This is a genomic window from Clostridium sp. HCS.1, assembly GCF_047900555.1.
Taxonomy (GTDB): domain Bacteria; phylum Bacillota; class Clostridia; order Clostridiales; family Clostridiaceae; genus Clostridium.
Genome location: NZ_CP170704.1, coordinates 560,359 through 577,423 on the forward strand (window position 1 = coordinate 560,359; position 17,065 = coordinate 577,423).

Genomic DNA, 17,065 nt, shown 5'->3' on the forward strand with positions numbered 1-17,065 from the left:
AATATGAGTGATATAAATATAGCTTTCGATAAAGATAGTCCATCTACTGTAAATGAAGAAATTAATATAAAGATAATTTCAGAAGGTGAAGGAAATCTAGAATACAAGTTTTTAGAAGGAACACCTAATGAAAGAAGTTTTACTTGGAAACAAATACAAGACTATTCTAACAATCAGGAGTGTAAATGGAAGCCCAAAAAGCCAGGGAATTATATGATAATGATACAAACTATAGATAAAGACTCAGGAGTTACTAATAGTCTAAGAACCAAGTACAAGGTTAATGGTATAAATGAAAAGGAAATTATTGAAGAGAAGAATAATAATAAATTAATACAAGAAGTAATAATTGATAAGACAAGCTTAATTCTTGGAGAAAAGCTTAATTTAGATATTCTTTCCCCAGGGGATGAGGAAGTTTTATTATATAGATTTTGGATAAAAGGTATTCAGGGATGGGAGCCTTTAAGAGACTACAGTACAGAAAATAAGTTAACCTTTACTACTACAAGAATTGGAGATGGAGAAATATTAATAGAATGTAAGAGACCCTCTTCAGACAATAATTTAGATGACTTTACAACGGTTAAATTTAAGGTTAATGAACAACCAGTTATTGAAGTTACATCATTTAAATGCTTATCCAATAACCTTCTAGTTGGTGAAGAACTTATTTTTAAGGTTGGAGTGAATTATGAAAAGTCTAGAACTATTTTATATAAATTTTTAAGGGTAGATTTAAATGGAAGAATTAACTGTATTCAAGATTATTCTACAAAGAATTTGATATCTTTCTCTGAAAGAGAAGCAGGAGAATATAAATTATTATGCTATGTAAGGGATATTTTTTCTAATAAGTCTTATGATGATAGAGCTGCTATGATTTACTCAATAGAACCTTATGAAGAAGTAAAAATTAAAAGTTTTACTTCAGAATTAAGTTCACCACAATTATGTGGAAATAATATTTTATTTAAAGCTTCAGTAGTGGGAGGAAAAGAACTATTATATAGGTATATAGTAGAAGGGCCAGTTGCTGAAGATAGTGGGTATATTAGATCTAAAAACTTTAATTGGGAAAGTAAAGTAGATGGAGAATATAAAATTATATTAAAAGTTAAAGATATTTCCTTTGATGGAGATTATGAAGATAAAAAAGAAATGCTTTTTAAAATTGATAAAAAGGGTGAAAAGCCTGTAAAAATTATAGATATTAGTGCAAGTAAAACTAGAGGTTGCATTAAGGGCTACCCTATAAATTTAAAGGTAAAGGCTGAAGGTGGAGCATTTCTTCAATATTCCTTTGTAGTCTATAAAGACGGAATTGAAAAAGAAAGAAGTAATTATGGAGTTACTAATTGGGTTAACTTTACTCCAGAGGAAAGTGGAGAATATGAAGTTGAAGTTAGAGTAATTGATAAGTATTCCTCTAGAGAATATGATGCTCATGATTATATATTCTTCCAAGTGAAGGATTATCAAGAAGCAGAAATTGATTATATTCTTTTAGAAGGTAAGGAATCTTATTTAGTAGGAGATAAAATAGAAATTGAAATAATAACTCAAAATACAAAGAATGTATTGTTGAGATATAAAACTAAAATTAATGGACATGAAGTAGAAGATACAGGTTTTATAGCTAGTAAATATATTAAGGTTAAACCTAAATGTCCTGGGAAATATACCTTTGAAATTTATGCTAAAAATGTACAATGTAAAGAAGAATATGATGTAAAAAAAGAAGTATCAATTTATGTAAATGAAGCAGTACCAATAACCAATACTAAAATTAATTTAGATACTTCTAATATTTTAGTAGGTAAGGAAATAACCTTTGAGGCAACTAGTGAAGGTGGAAAAGATGTATGCTATGAATTTTATATTATGGAAAAAGGAAATTGGGTAAGGGTGCAACCCTATAGTAAGAAAAATTATTATACCTTCCTTCCATTCACTTCTGGGAAATATAGAATTTTAGTATTAAGTAAGAGCTTTTATAAAAAGTTAAATTATGAGGATTATTGTGATTTAGAATTTCAGGTAAAGACTCAAGAATAATATATTATATACGAAATTAATAATAGTATAATATTGAGAGTGAGGGAAAACTGTGAATATACCTAAGGTGGAAGATTTTTTAGGCTTAACTATAAGTAAAGATATTTTAAAACAATCAATAGGTGATGGTCCAGAATTTGATTTAGTTTATGAAACTATGTTAAATGATAAAATGGAGAATATGAATTCCAAGGATAATTCAAATAGTAATGAAAGTAGTTCATATGCTTATACAGCTTCAGCTGCAGGACAAAGATTAGAGAATATTCCATTAAGAATAAGAACAGAACCAATACAAACTGGAGAGTTAATATTAGAAGTTAATAATATAATAGATAGTAATATAAATAATAATGATACTAAAATATATTCTGCTGAAAATACATCAGTTGATATGGATAAAATTTATAATTCTGTTGATAAATATGCTAGTAAATATGGTGTTGATAAAAATTTAATATTAGCTATTATAAAGCAAGAATCAAATTTTAATCCTAATGCAGTTTCAAGTGCAGGAGCAAAGGGGCTTATGCAATTAATGGATTTTAATAGTGAAGCTTATGGAGTTAAAAATCCTTTCGATATTGATGAAAATATAGAGGCTGGAGTTAAACACATTAAATCTTATTTAGATAAGTATAATGGAAATGTTGAAATGGCACTTATGGCATATAATGCAGGTCCAGGAACAATAGCAAGAAGAGGAGTAAATTCTCCAAGTGACTTGTATAAGATGCCAGAGGAAACACAAAATTATGTACCTAAAATTATGTCTCAAATAGTATAGAAATTAAATATAAAGTGCATTTAAGTGGGGTGTTTATAACATTCCATTTTTTATGTGAAACATATGTAAAATTATGGATAAAAGGTTTATAATTATATTATTAAGATATTGTTTAAGGGAGGGTGATTTTATGATTACAATTAGAAAAGCTACTCCAGAAGATGCATTAGGAATATCTATAGTGAATGTTTATACTTGGAAAACAACATATTCTGGTTTAATTCCAGAAGATTTTATTAATTCAAGAATAGAAAAAGTAACAGAAATAGCAGAAAGAAATAAAAGGGAAATAGGAGAAAGAGAAGATAAAATTAGGGGAATATTGATGATAGCAGATATTTTATTATTAGAAATATGAAAATCTATAATATAGGAGTGTTAATATGGAATTTAATAAGTGCATAAAAGAATCATTTTCTGTAATTGGAAAAGAAGGTTCAACTAATGATGGAAATGGATTTATTCAAAAGTTATGGCGAGATGCCAATGAAAATTTTGAAGAAGTATCACATTTAGCTAAAAGGGATAATGAGGGAAATATATTAGGTATATGGGGTGCTATGTCAGATTTAAGTGGTTCCTTTAAGCCTTGGGAAGATAATTTTACTAAAGGCTTATATTTAGCTGGTGTAGAAGTTAATGATGATGCAATACCTCCAAAAGGTTGGACTAAGTGGGTAATACCATCATATGAATATATTTATGTAAAATGTGATGAAGATGATATTTTCTCTAAAGTAATAAAATATTTAAAAGATAATAATCTACAATTAGTAGGCGCTGTTAATGACTTTAATTGTCCAGAAGAAAATGGACAATTATATATGTTTTTTCCTATAAGAAAGTTATAAAAGGAGATTAAAATAGTATGAAAAGATATGGTGATTTGGGCTTTGAAATTTTGGAAGAGAAAGATATAGATATATTAACACCAATAATGGAGAGAGCCTTTGATGAGGATACAAGGATTCACTTAAATGAACCTAAAGGTGGGCCAGAAGGCTATGATAATGGGGATTTCCTTAGAAGATTTGCACTACATGAAAATTCAACTGCATATAAGATAAGCTTAGGGGATAAACCTATTGGAGGCATAATTTTATGGATAAATAAAGAAACAAATGTTAATTTTCTAGGAACAATATTTATAGATACAAACCTCCAAAACAAAGGTATAGGTAAAAAGATTTGGGAATTCATTGAAAAAGAGTATCCTAATACTATTACTTGGAGAACAGAAACCCCAGGATTTTCAAGAAGAAACCATAATTTTTATGTAAATAAGTGTGGATTTCATGTTGTAAAAATAGAAAACCCAATGGATCAATATGAGAGCAGCTATATTTTAGAGAAAAAGGTTAAGTAATATATAAAATAAAGAATATATTGTGAAGTGAGAGTGAGTGTATGAGAGAAGAGTTAGTTTTAGTTAAGCCTTCAGAGGATTATTTAGAACAAATATATGAATATCGTCAGGAATTTTTAGATAATGATGATAGCATGGACGGAACTTCTAGTTTAAGAAGATTTGAAAAGATAGAAGAGTGGCTTCAATGGGTAGATAAAAATGAAAATGATGAAACTTGTGCTAATGACTTTGTTCCAAGCTCTCAATTTTTAACTATAAGAAAATTAGATAATAAAGTAGTAGGAATGGTAAATATACGTCATAGATTAAATGAACATTTATTAAACTTTGGAGGCCATATAGGGTATTCTATTCGTAAATCAGAACGAAGAAAAGGATATGCAAAAGAACAATTAAGGTTAGCTTTATTAGAAGCTAAGAATCTTGATATAAATAAGGTTTTAATAACATGTGATAAGGATAATTTTCCATCAAGAAATACAATTCTTTCAGCAAATGGAATTTTAGAAAATGAAATAAAAGATGAGGACGAGATAATACAACGATACTGGATTAATAATGAGGGGAAATAAAGTCTATGAAAAAAATATTACTTATTGCTATTAGTTTAATAATAGTATTTTTATCAGGTTGTACTGAAAAATCCATTAATAATGAAATATCTAATGATAATGAAAAGGTTGCAGAGGAGTTTATTAAGTTAAAAGGATATAAAATAATAGAGTTCAAAGGTAAATTAGAAGAATATATTTTAGAAAAAAGTAAACTTATAGGTGGAACAGAATCAATGCCATATAGACAAATATGGGCTGTTCAAGAAGTAGAGCCAGAACTATACATTGGAAAAGAAATAGAGACATATGAATTTACTGTAAAGAACCATCCCTTAGAAAAAACTGATAAAAATTATAGTAATGGAGTTCGGCTATATATTATGTTGTCTGATAATAAGGTAATAGGTGGATACTCATATCCTAATTTAGATGTTGTAGGTAGTTTTAGCTCTTTAGAAGGAAAAACTCTAGAAGAAGTTACTGGACTAACCTTTAAGGAATGGCAAGAAGAATGGGAAAATAAATATAAATGAATGTGCTATCTCACAATGGGAAATGTAAAATAAGGGAATAAACTTATTCATAAGTTTATAATAAAATATATATTTCTAGCAATTTGGAACAAATTACTTCCATAATTCTTCATTTTTCATTTTTCATTCTTCATTTTTCTGCTTGTGTCTTTTCACTTTAAGTAATAAAATAATTCATAGTAGTTAAAAATATACTAAGAAGGAAGGTGCCTTTATGGAAAGACTGGATAAGGTTTTAGCTAATTTAGGTTATGGAAGTAGAAAAGAAATTAAGCAAGCTATAAAAAAAGGGCTTATAGAAGTAAATGGTGAATTAGTTAAAGATAATGGTATGCAGGTAGATCCTGAAGTTGACAAAATAGTGGTTAATGGTGAAGAAATTTTTTATAGAAAATATATTTATTTAATGATGAATAAACCAGATGGAGTAGTTTCAGCTACTGTTGATAATAGAGATGAAACAGTAATAGATTTATTAGAAGTTGAACATCAAGTATTTAATCCATTTCCAGTTGGAAGATTAGATAAAGATACTGTAGGACTTTTATTACTAACTAATGATGGAGAATTAAATCATAGATTAATATCTCCTAAGTGGAAGGTAGATAAGGTTTATTATGCAAAAATAGACAAGAAGGTTACAGAAGCTGATATTAAGAAATTCAAAGATGGTATAACATTAGATGATGGATATGTATGTAAGGAAGCTAAACTTGAAATATTAGAAGCTACAGAAGATGGATCAGAAGTTATGGTTACAATTCAAGAAGGAAAGTATCATCAAGTTAAGAGAATGTTTGAAGCTGTAGGAAAGACAGTAGTGTATTTACAAAGAGTAGAGTTTGGAACCTTAAAACTAGATGAAGACCTAGAAGAAGGCGAATATAGAGAGCTTACAGAAGAGGAAATTAACATATTAAAAGGTTTTTAACGAATGTTATAAAAAAATGAAGTAAAATCATTCATAAAGGTATTTTTTTTGCATAATTATTTCGAAATAACTTGCATTTTTAAAGTCTATGCAATATAATATCTTTGCAAGGATAAATAAAAGGAATAAATAGCCCCCTTTTTATTTATTGCTTATTGCTAAAGCGCAGCCTAGCCCCAAGGGTTGCGTTTTTTGTTTGTCTAAAATGCAAAGGTTTTCTTATGAATGAAAACTAGTAATATACATAAAGTAAACTTTTACAAAATGATTTATAAAAATGATTAATTTTAATTTTGAATAGAAAATGATGGCTATTATTGTGATATAATTCAAAAATAGTGAAAAATGAATATATTTATGAATAATAAAATTCATTGTTGATAAATTATGAAATAAATATTTCGTACAAAACTATAAATTCCTTTCCTTCCGTATATGAGGATATAGATATTATATTCTGGCGACTTGGAGCTTGCGAGGTCGCAAAGAATATAATATCTATATCCTTTTTTCTTTTAATTTTATTCATGTTTATTTTATATATAATATAGCTATTTTGATATTATTTTGGCAACAATATAAAAGATATGTATGATATAATATGTTAGTAATAGGAAAGGAGCTGTATAGATGGATTTAAAGTCATTACTTAACAAAGAACAATATGAAGGGGCCACTACTGTAGACGGTCAAGTATTAATACTAGCAGGAGCTGGTTCAGGGAAAACTAGAGTTTTGACATATAGAATGGCTCATATGATAGATGATTTAGGGGTTTTACCATATAAAATCTTGGCGATAACTTTTACTAATAAAGCTGCTAAAGAAATGAAGGACAGAGTTAAAGCTTTAATAGGAGAAAGAGCAGAAGATATGTGGATATCAACCTTCCACTCTACTTGCGTAAAGATACTTAGAAGAGAAATAGATAAAATAGGATATAAAAAGAATTTTACAATTTATGATACTTCAGATCAAAAGACTCTTATAAAAGAGTGTATGAAGTCTTTAAATATAAATGATAAAGATATAACCTTACAAGAAATAATGGGTAAGATAGGTAAAGCTAAGGATAATATGCAAAGTCCTACAAGCTTTATGAGAGAACATGAAAGAAATTTTAGAGAAAAGAAAATAGCAGATGTTTATGAGATGTATCAAAAGAGATTAAAGGAAAATAATGCCTTAGACTTTGATGATCTAATATTTAAGACAGTAGAACTATTTAAAAGTAATAAAGAAACTTTAGAATTCTATCAAAGAAAATTCCAATATATTATGGTAGATGAGTACCAAGATACAAATAAAGTTCAATATGAATTAATTAGATTACTGGCAGAAAGTCATAAGAATATCTGTGTAGTTGGTGATGATGATCAATGTTTAATTGAAGGCACTTTAATTGAGGGTGAAAATGGAAAAATTAAAATAGAAGAATTAAATGAAAGTGATAAGATTAGAGTTGCAGTAGGTAATGGTGAAAGCAAATTACTAGAAGTTAAAAATATTTCTAAAAGAAATTATGAAGGAACTATAGTAAAAGTAATTACTGAAAGTGGAAAAATCATAAAATCTACACCAAACCATTTAACATTTACTAGAGTTTTAAATGAAGAAGGAAAATACTATATTTATCTTATGTATAAAAAAGGCTTTGGCTATAGAATAGGTCAAACTTCTTCAATTAGAAGTAGAGAAAATAGAAAAGCTAGTGGATTAGCAGTTAGATTAAATGGAGAACAAGCAGATAAGATGTGGATAATAAAGGCTTGCGAGTCTAAGGGAGAAGCAACTTATTACGAAGAATTTTATTCTGTTAAATATGGTATTCCTAAAGTGGTATTTAATGCTAGAGGAAGAAATATATCTTTAAAACAAGAGCAAATAAATAATTTATTTAAAGAAATAAATACTTTTGATGCAGCAGATAGATTAATGGATGAAGAATTTTTATATAAAGATTATCCTCATCATATAAGCTCTGCAGTAATTAGGGGAGAAAGTGTAAGAAAGTTAATTAACTTAAGCTTTTTCAGTGGACGTAAGCCTGAAGAAAGAGGAATTCATTCACATAGAATAGGATTAAATACTTCAGGAGAAGAAGATAAAAATAAATTCATAAGTGCTGGATTTAATGTTAGAGATGGGCAAAGAAAAACTTTTAGAATAGAAACAGAAAGAGCTTTATATGACGATGCAGAGGAATTTGCTAAAAAGCTTGAAGCAACTTGTGATGATTTTGAAATAGTTAAAAAGGCAAAAATAACTGCTGATAATACTTTTAAGTTTATGCCAATGGGAAGCTTAAGAGAAGGAATGGCATTACCTATATTAAAGGATGACATTATAATTGAAGATAAAATAATTTCTATAGAATTTGAAGAATATAGTGGAAATGTTTATGATTTAAATGTAGATTATGCAAGAAATTATATAGCAAATGACATTGTTGTTCATAACTGTATATATCAATGGAGAGGTGCTGACATTAGGAATATTCTAGACTTTGAAAAAGATTATCCTAATGCAAAAGTAATAAAACTTGAACAAAATTATCGTTCAAAGGGAAATATTTTAGATGCAGCTAATGTAGTTATAGTTAATAATGCTAATAGAAAAAGCAAGGTTTTAAGAACTGAACAAGAATCAGGAAATAAAATTAAAGTATATAGAGCATACTCAGACTCAGATGAAGGAAACTTTGTTGCAAGTCAAATAAATAAAATAAAGAAGGAAGAAAATAAAAGCTTTAAGGATTTTGCAATTCTGTATAGAACTAATGCTCAATCACGTATATTTGAAGAGAGTCTAAGAAGAAATGATATTCCATATAAAATTTTAGGTGGAACTAGATTCTACGATAGAAAAGAAATTAAAGATATGCTTTCATATTTAAAGGTATTAGTAAATCCTACAGATAGCATAAGCTTAAGAAGAATTATAAATGTTCCAAAGAGAGGAATTGGAGATGCAACTGTTAATAAAGTTGTTGATTTTGCTGATGATTATGAGCTTCCATTATGGGATGCTTTAAATACAGTTAGAAATATTCCAACTCTTACTGCAAGAAATTGCTCAGGAATAGAAGTATTTATGGAAATGATGGAAAGATTCGTAGATATGAGCGAAGTTTTACCTGTATCTGTTTTAATAGAAACTATATTAAAGGAAACAGGATATATAGCTGAGTTAGAAAAGTCAGATGAAATAGAAGATAAGAGTAGAATAGAAAACTTAAAAGAATTAGTATCTGATGCTGTTGATTTTGAAAAGGGTAATGAAGATAAGAGTTTGTCTGCTTACTTAGAAAAGGTATCCTTAGTTCAAGATACTGATAAGCTTGAAGAGGAAGATGATACAATAGTGTTAATGACTGTTCATAGTGCTAAGGGGTTAGAGTTCCCAGTAGTATTTATGGTAGGAATGGAAAATGGTATCTTCCCAGGAGTTGCCTCCTTTGATAGTGAATCAGAAATGGAAGAGTCAAGAAGACTTTGCTATGTTGGAATAACTAGAGCTAAAGAACAATTATTTATGACATCTGCTGAAGTTAGGAGACAATTTGGAAGAACTGTAGCCTATCCTCAATCTGATTTCATAGCAGAAATTAAACCAGATTTAAAGGAATATGTATCAGCAACTGGTGGAGCACAAGAAACAAGAAAAGCTATGTTCAAACCAGAAAGCAGCTTTAATAATCCTCATAGCTTAAGAGGTAGCTCTATGAATAGACCAAAGCCTGAGCCACAAAGACCTACATCTACAGTTTCAGGAGATGAGGTTACTATGGGAAGAAAGGTAAAACATAGCAAGTTTGGAGTTGGAACAGTGGTAGCAATTGCAGATACAGGAAGCGATAAGAAGCTGACTATAGCTTTTGATAGCCAAGGGATAAAGATACTTATGCTTTCATTAGCAAACCTAGAACTACTATAATTAATGCATAATGCGTAATGCATAATTAAGGTGAAAACTCCTTCGGAGTTTTATGGAATGAAAGAATGAAGTTTCTCTTTTGCTACCGCAAAATCGAAATGAAAAAATGAAAGAATGAAAAGCCTATTTGCTAACGCAAAGGTGGCATGAAAAAATGAAAGAATAAATGTATAAATTCCTTGGGAATTTAGGAAAATGGAAGAATGAAGATTCTCTTTTGCATTCGCAAAATCGAAATGAAAGAATGAAAGAACTTATTGCTCACGCAAAAGGCACAATGTATAATTAGGGAATAAATTCCTTCGGAGTTCAGAAATTATAAATTATCAATTATGCATTATTTTAAGTGTATTGCTTTAAGTTGCAATTGAATTTTTAAATTTTAATTCTTTAATTCTTTCATTTTTCCCATTATAAGATCGGGGTGTTTTTATTTGGATAAAAAGAAAAGAATAGAAGAGTTAGTTGATGAATTAAATAGATATGCTTATGAATATTACGCTTTGGATAATCCTTCTGTTACTGATAAGGAGTATGACCAAAAGTATTATGAGCTTAAGGCTTTGGAGGAGGAAATTAATTATGTTCTTCCTTATTCTCCTACAGTTAGAGTTGGAGATAGGATTTTAGAGGGTTTTGTTAAGTATCCTCATAGAGCTAGACTTTGGAGTTTGGATAAGGCTCAAAGTGTTGATGAATTAAAGGCGTGGCATAATAGAAATCTTAAGTTTATTAGCGAAATGAATCTTAGGGGAGAGAATTTACCAGCTCCAAGGTATGTTCTTACTAAAAAGTTTGATGGACTAACAGTTAATTTAACTTATGATGAAAATGGGATATTATCTTCTGCAGCTACAAGAGGTAATGGAGAAGTTGGTGAAGAGGTATCAGCACAGGTTAAAACTATAAAATCTATTCCTTTACGAATAGATAATAGCGATTTATTTGAGATACATGGTGAGGCTATAATGACTACTGAAGCCTTTGAAAATTATAATAAAACTGCAACAGTTCCTCTTAAGAATTTAAGAAATGGTGCAGCAGGAGCTTTAAGAAATCTAAATTTAAAGGAAACGGCAAAGAGAAATTTATCTGCATTTTTCTATGATGTAGGATATAAAGAAGGAGTACCTTTTAAGACTTATGAGGAAATGCTAAAGTTTATAAAGGAAAAAGGTTTCCCAATGGATGATTATGTTAGATACTGTACATCTATAGAGGAAATAGAAAAAGAAATTGATTATATTAGAGATATAAGATTTGATTTAAATTATGATATTGATGGTGTAGTTATAGCTATTGATGATATGAGAACTAGAGAACTTTTGGGATATACAGTTAAATTTCCTAAGTGGGCAATAGCATATAAATTTGAAGCTCAGGAAGCTACAACAAAACTATTAGAAGTTGAATGGAATGTTGGAAGAAGTGGTAGAGTTGGACCAACTGCTATATTAGAACCAATTGATCTTGCAGGTGTAACTGTTAGAAGAGCTACTTTAAATAATATAGATGATATTAGAAGAAAAGGTGTTAGAATTGGTGCAGAGGTATTTGTAAGAAGATCTAATGATGTTATTCCGGAAATTATGGGAGTAGTAGATTCTTCATTAGAAGGAACAGAAGAAATAAATGTTCCTGAAACTTGCCCAGCTTGTGGAGCACATTTAGTACAAAATGGAGTTCATTATTTCTGTGAAAATACATTATCCTGTAAACCACAAATGGTAAAGAGTATAGTTCATTTTGCATCTAGAGATGCCATGAATATTGAAGGATTTTCTGAAAAAACTGCTGAACAATTATTTGAAAAGCTAGATATCAAATCTATAGCAGATTTATATAAGCTTAATAAGGAAGAATTATTACAATTAGATAAGTTTGGACCAAAGAAGGCAGAAAATCTTTTAAATGCAGTTGAAAGAAGTAAGGATTGTGAATTATATAGATTTATATATGCCTTAGGAATTCCTAATGTAGGAGTTAAAACTGCGAAGGACTTAGTTAATAAGTTTAAATCTATAGATGGTTTAAAAAATGCAAGTTTTGAGGATTTAGTATCTGTTCAAGATGTTGGAGATATAGTAGCTAGAGGTGTGATGGAATTCTTTAAAGAAGAAAAAGCTATAAACACTATTAATGAACTTTTAGAACTTGGAGTTAATCCAATCTTTAAGGAAAAAGAAATAATTGCTAGTCCTTTTGAAGGTAAAACTGTAGTAGTTACTGGTACATTAAAGAATTATTCAAGAGGAGAAATAAAGGCTAAATTAGAACTTTTAGGAGCTAAGGTAGCTGGTAGTGTCAGCAAGAAAACTGACTATGTAATAGCTGGAGAAGAGGCAGGCTCTAAACTTACAAAAGCTATTGACCTTGGAGTTAATGTATTAAATGAAGAGGGGTTTGAAGATTTAATAAAGGAGTAGAGGGGTATGAAGAAGTTTGATGTTAAGGATTTATTTACACTTATATGTACAATAGCAGCAATTTTAACTAGTGTAATTATTATACTTACTTTTTTAACAACATATCATTTCATAAATATTATGCCAATATTTAATTCATATTTCCCATTACAAATAGGTATATGTATTACTATGGCATTATGGGGATTTAGATTTCTATTAAATAGTTTTGGTAGAGAAAAATATATTTATTCATTACTATGTATAGCTATTTCCATTATTTCTTTATTATTCATAATAAATTTAGTTAAATAATAAAAAAGCAAAGGTTATGCTAACACAGCATTTCCTTTGCTTTTTTATTATTAACTTTATATTGTGCCACAGCACTTTTTAAGGAGTATTAAGAAGGATTTAAATCTATATATTATATATATTTCTTTAGTTTGTTAATTGTGTCTACATAAATACCATTTAATATATCAAAATTTAAAGATTTTATATAATAAGCTTCTAATTCATCATGAATTATATGAGCATTAGATATTAATTTTAATGCTTTATCAGTTAATTCATTAAAAATATACTTATCATATTCTATTTCTTCTTTATTCTTTTTTAAAACAGAAGGATCACAAAAATCTTCAATATTATAGATTTTACCATCAAAGGAGCATTTACTAATTTCATTTTCAGTAACTATTGAAACTGATATTTCAGGAATTAAAATATGCTCAACTCTTTCAGGATTAAATGGATCATGGAGATATTCTACGAAGTAGCCCTTCTTTTGAGCAAGCTTTCCTAATTCTATAAGGATTTTAGTCTTACTTAAGCCAGGACCTCCCTTTAATACAAATTTGTGTTTAAACATAGCAACTAAATCCTCAGTAAAGGTGATTATACCACTAGGTGTAAATGCCGTTGCAAATATATGTCTTTCATCACCAAATCCAGATTTTTGCTTATTGAAAACTTCTTCCTTAAGGCTATCAGATATAGTAATAATTTTACTATAAGCTAGAGCCTCAGAATTTAATCTACTCCAATCATCATGGATAGGTTTAGCTGAAGAAAGAAATTTGTAAGCTCTTTGAAAGTTGTTGCTTATTTCTTTATATACATTAATTAATTCTTTTTTATTTAAAGAAAGAGCATCATTATCTAGGGCAATTCCCATATTTACTGTTTCATCAATAGCACCAGGATATATTGGATCCACCATATGGGGGGCAGTACCATCAAGCATAGCAATTTTTAATTCTGGTATTACAATTCCATCTAGAGATTTCTCATCAGAAGAACAATGATTATATTCAACTGAATAGCCATTATCAAGAAAGAAAGCTGCTACCTTTTTCATTAAATAAGATTTTCCTGTTCCTGGGCCTCCCTTAATACAAATAATTCTATTAGCATCTTCTTTATTAATTATATAGTTAAAAAATGAATGAAAGCCTTTATAAGTATTACCTCCTAGGAAAATATGCCTTTCTTTGTTATAAGTCAAAAAATATCACTCCTAATTATTGCTGTACTAATATTCAATAATAATATATGTATTTATAAGAAAAGTGTAACTATAGAAAAAAATTAATATAAATGTAATCTGACAACTTTATTTTATGCATAAATTTTCAATGCTACTTAACCATTATGTATTAATAATTTAAAAAAATGAATAATAAAATTCGACTTATTAGATATAAGATAAGATGTTTCTATAAAAAAATATAAGTTTTTATAGTGAATATCATGAAAAATTATAATTATAAAAAAATTATAAAAAATTAATAAAAAGGTATTGCATAAAAATGAAAACTAGGTGTATAATTATGCTATCGTAAATACAGAAGGTAGGAAGTTAATAATTAGGGGGATTTAGATATGAAAAAAGGAATGTTAAAGAAGATATTTGCAATAGCTACTATTGGAGTAATGAGTATAGGATTAATTAGTTGTGGAAAGAAAGCTGATGAAGGAGACAAGCTATCTCAAATAAAAGCAAATGGTAAATTAGTTGTAGGTTTAAGTGCAGATTATGCTCCATATGAGTTTCATATAATAAATGATGAAGGAAAAGATGAGATAGTAGGATTTGATATTAATATCGCTAAAGAAATAGCAAAGGACATGGGAGTTGAATTAGAAATTCAAGACATGGATTTTGATTCATTAGTAGCAGGTGTGCCATCTGGTAAAATTGATTTAGTTATATCAGGTATGACTCCTACTCCAGAAAGAAAAGAAGCTATAGACTTTTCAGATATTTACTATGTAGCTGAACAAGGATTAGTAGTTAGAGCTGAAGATAAGGACAAGTATAAGACTTTTGCAGATTTAAAGGGACAAAAAGTTGGAGCACAAATGGGTGCAATTCAAGCAGATATAGCTAAGGATAATATTCCAGAAGCTGATATTCAATTATTATCAAATGTTAATGATTTAGTTCTTGGATTAAAATCTGGAAAAATTGAAGCTGTAGTAGTTGAATTACCAGTTGCTGAAATGATAGTTAAGAATAATAAAGAATTAGTTGTTGGTGAAGAAACAGTTAAGGATTCAGAAGGTGGTTCTGCTATAGGACTAAAGAAGGATGAAAAAGAACTATTAGATTCAGTTAACGGTACAATTAAGAGAATTAAAGATGAAAAGTTATTAGATCAATTTATTATAGATGCTAATGCATTAGCTGAAAAGCAAGTTGAAAATTAATAAGCAAATTAAAAAACAAAAGTGAAATGGAGCTGTTAAAGCAGCTCCCTAATTAAAAATTTAGAATGTAAGATGTAGAATTATTGATGTAATTCCAAATGAATTACTAAAAAATATATATTTTAGAAACTCCTCCAGGAGTTTCTTCTTTAATTTTACATTTTTAATTATTCATTTTTTAATTTGTGAAAAATATAGATAAGGGGTGTAAGGTTTGACATTAGATTTTAGTTTTTTATCTGGATATATGCCATATTTCTTTGATGGTGTTAAGTGGACATTAATTATATCAGCAATAAGTGTATTGTGTGGTGTACTTCTTGGATCTATTTTAACATTTATGAAAAGATCAAAATTTACAATATTAAAAATAAATCCATTAAAGGCAATTGCAACTGCCTATATTGAAATAATTAGAGGAACACCAATGCTTCTTCAAATTATGATAGTATATTATGCTTTTGATGAATTATTAGGAATAAACATGGCACCATTACCAGCAGGTATTATAGCTGTTTCTTTAAATTCAGCTGCTTATGTATCTGAAATAATAAGAGCTGGTATAGAGGCTGTAGATAAAGGTCAATATGAAGCAGCAAGAAGTTTAGGGATGAGTCGATTTATGGCTATGAGACTTATTGTAATGCCACAAGCAATTAGTAATATTTTACCTGCAATAGGTAATGAATTTGTTACTGTAATTAAGGAATCTTCAATGGCATCAGTAATTGGAGTTGGAGAAATTATGTATGCAGCTAAGGTTATTAGAGGTAAGACCTTTAGAGGATTTGAGCCATTAATAGTTGCAGCAGTATTCTATTTTGTAATTACATTTACATTAGGAAGATTAATGAATTATATAGAAAGGAGAATGAAGGCCGGTGATCAACGTTAATAATTTACACAAATATTTTGGGGAAAATGAAGTTTTAAAAGGTATAGATGAAACTATTAACCAAGGTGAAGTGGTAGTAGTTATTGGTCCTTCAGGATCTGGGAAAAGTACTTTTTTAAGATGTTTAAATTTATTAGAAGTTCCTACTGATGGAGAAATTATTTTTGAAGGAAAGAATATAACAGATAAAAATACTAACATAAATGAGATAAGAGAAAAGATGGGAATGGTATTCCAACAATTTAACTTATTTCCTCATAAGACAGTTTTAGAAAATCTAACTATTGCCCCTATAAATGTAAAAAATAAATCTAAAAATGATGCAGTAATAAAAGCAAATGATTTATTAAATAAAGTAGGTTTATTAGATAAGGCAGATTCTTATCCATCATCATTATCAGGAGGCCAAAAGCAAAGAATAGCAATAGCAAGAGCTTTAGCTATGGAGCCTGATGTTATGCTATTTGATGAACCAACATCAGCATTAGATCCAGAAATGGTTGGAGAAGTTTTAAATGTTATGAAGGATCTTGCAAGAGAAGGTATGACTATGGTAGTTGTAACTCACGAAATGGGATTTGCAAGAGAAGTTGGTGATAGGATTTTATTTATGGATGGAGGAAAGATTGTAGAACAAGGAACTCCAAAGGAAATATTTGATAATCCTAAGAATCCAAGAACACAAGATTTCTTATCTAAGGTTTTATAAGCTTTGTTAAAGATGTATTAAAGTTAAATTTAATACATCTTTTTTCTTAAAATATTTCTTTAAAAAAGAGGTGCTTTTAAATAATATACGCATTATATTAAATATAAATATAAAAAAGGTTAAATGTATATATTATTTAAATGTTTATAATTTAACAATACATAGAAAATGTA

15 protein-coding genes are annotated in these 17,065 nt (G+C 28.6%); 14 read left to right on the top strand and 1 reads right to left on the bottom strand.

Going from position 1 to position 17,065, the window contains the following annotated elements; all coding sequences use genetic code 11:
- Window positions 1-3: 3 nt before the first annotated feature.
- The 11 genes from ACFYH6_RS02735 to ACFYH6_RS02785 all read left to right on the top strand — a co-directional run bounded on the left by ACFYH6_RS02735 (window position 4) and on the right by ACFYH6_RS02785 (window position 12,888).
- Window positions 4-2,058 carry a triple tyrosine motif-containing protein gene (locus tag ACFYH6_RS02735; protein WP_416179203.1) on the top strand — a complete coding sequence of 685 codons (2,055 nt, stop codon included), beginning with the start codon at window positions 4-6 and terminating at the stop codon, window positions 2,056-2,058.
- A gap of 52 nt (window positions 2,059-2,110) precedes the next feature.
- A complete protein-coding gene (locus tag ACFYH6_RS02740; protein ID WP_416179202.1) occupies window positions 2,111-2,845 on the top strand; it encodes a lytic transglycosylase domain-containing protein in 735 nt (244 codons plus the stop codon).
- Between the two features lie 130 nt (window positions 2,846-2,975).
- A complete protein-coding gene (locus tag ACFYH6_RS02745) occupies window positions 2,976-3,203 on the top strand; it encodes a hypothetical protein (protein WP_316342943.1) in 228 nt (75 codons plus the stop codon).
- A 25-nt stretch (window positions 3,204-3,228) separates the two neighbouring features.
- Window positions 3,229-3,696, top strand: coding sequence for a GyrI-like domain-containing protein (locus ACFYH6_RS02750; RefSeq protein ID WP_416179201.1), 468 nt, complete (start codon window positions 3,229-3,231; stop codon window positions 3,694-3,696).
- Between the two features lie 17 nt (window positions 3,697-3,713).
- Window positions 3,714-4,211, top strand: a complete 498-nt coding sequence (locus ACFYH6_RS02755; RefSeq protein WP_416179200.1) for a GNAT family N-acetyltransferase — start codon at window positions 3,714-3,716, stop codon at window positions 4,209-4,211.
- Window positions 4,212-4,252: 41 nt separating this feature from the next.
- A complete protein-coding gene (locus ACFYH6_RS02760; protein WP_416179199.1) occupies window positions 4,253-4,786 on the top strand; it encodes a GNAT family N-acetyltransferase in 534 nt (177 codons plus the stop codon).
- 5 nt (window positions 4,787-4,791) lie between these two features.
- Window positions 4,792-5,301 (top strand): hypothetical protein, encoded by a 510-nt coding sequence (locus ACFYH6_RS02765; RefSeq protein ID WP_316342947.1) that lies wholly within the window; start codon window positions 4,792-4,794, stop codon window positions 5,299-5,301.
- A gap of 214 nt (window positions 5,302-5,515) precedes the next feature.
- Window positions 5,516-6,232, top strand: a complete 717-nt coding sequence (locus ACFYH6_RS02770) for a pseudouridine synthase (RefSeq protein ID WP_316342948.1) — start codon at window positions 5,516-5,518, stop codon at window positions 6,230-6,232.
- A 630-nt stretch (window positions 6,233-6,862) separates the two neighbouring features.
- Window positions 6,863-10,168, top strand: coding sequence for a UvrD-helicase domain-containing protein (locus tag ACFYH6_RS02775; RefSeq protein ID WP_416179198.1), 3,306 nt, complete (start codon window positions 6,863-6,865; stop codon window positions 10,166-10,168).
- Window positions 10,169-10,602: 434 nt separating this feature from the next.
- A complete protein-coding gene (gene ligA / locus ACFYH6_RS02780) occupies window positions 10,603-12,594 on the top strand; it encodes an NAD-dependent DNA ligase LigA (RefSeq protein WP_316342950.1) in 1,992 nt (663 codons plus the stop codon).
- A 6-nt stretch (window positions 12,595-12,600) separates the two neighbouring features.
- A complete protein-coding gene (locus ACFYH6_RS02785; RefSeq protein ID WP_316342951.1) occupies window positions 12,601-12,888 on the top strand; it encodes a hypothetical protein in 288 nt (95 codons plus the stop codon).
- 112 nt (window positions 12,889-13,000) lie between these two features.
- On the opposite strand, the gene ACFYH6_RS02790 is transcribed toward ACFYH6_RS02785, so the two are convergent.
- Window positions 13,001-14,083: an ATPase gene (locus ACFYH6_RS02790; protein WP_416179197.1), complete on the bottom strand. Its 1,083-nt coding sequence runs from the start codon at window positions 14,081-14,083 to the stop codon at window positions 13,001-13,003.
- Between the two features lie 377 nt (window positions 14,084-14,460).
- Here ACFYH6_RS02790 and ACFYH6_RS02795 point away from each other — a divergent pair, with 377 nt between their 5' ends.
- From ACFYH6_RS02795 to ACFYH6_RS02805, 3 genes are all read left to right on the top strand, one after another.
- Window positions 14,461-15,288 carry a transporter substrate-binding domain-containing protein gene (locus ACFYH6_RS02795; protein ID WP_416179196.1) on the top strand — a complete coding sequence of 276 codons (828 nt, stop codon included), beginning with the start codon at window positions 14,461-14,463 and terminating at the stop codon, window positions 15,286-15,288.
- A gap of 247 nt (window positions 15,289-15,535) precedes the next feature.
- Window positions 15,536-16,183: an amino acid ABC transporter permease gene (locus ACFYH6_RS02800; protein WP_316342973.1), complete on the top strand. Its 648-nt coding sequence runs from the start codon at window positions 15,536-15,538 to the stop codon at window positions 16,181-16,183.
- On the top strand, window positions 16,170-16,892 hold the full coding sequence (locus ACFYH6_RS02805; RefSeq protein WP_416179195.1) for an amino acid ABC transporter ATP-binding protein: 723 nt from the start codon (window positions 16,170-16,172) through the stop codon (window positions 16,890-16,892). Before ACFYH6_RS02800 ends, ACFYH6_RS02805 begins: the two co-directional genes overlap by 14 nt.
- The last annotated feature ends 173 nt before the right edge of the window (window positions 16,893-17,065 follow it).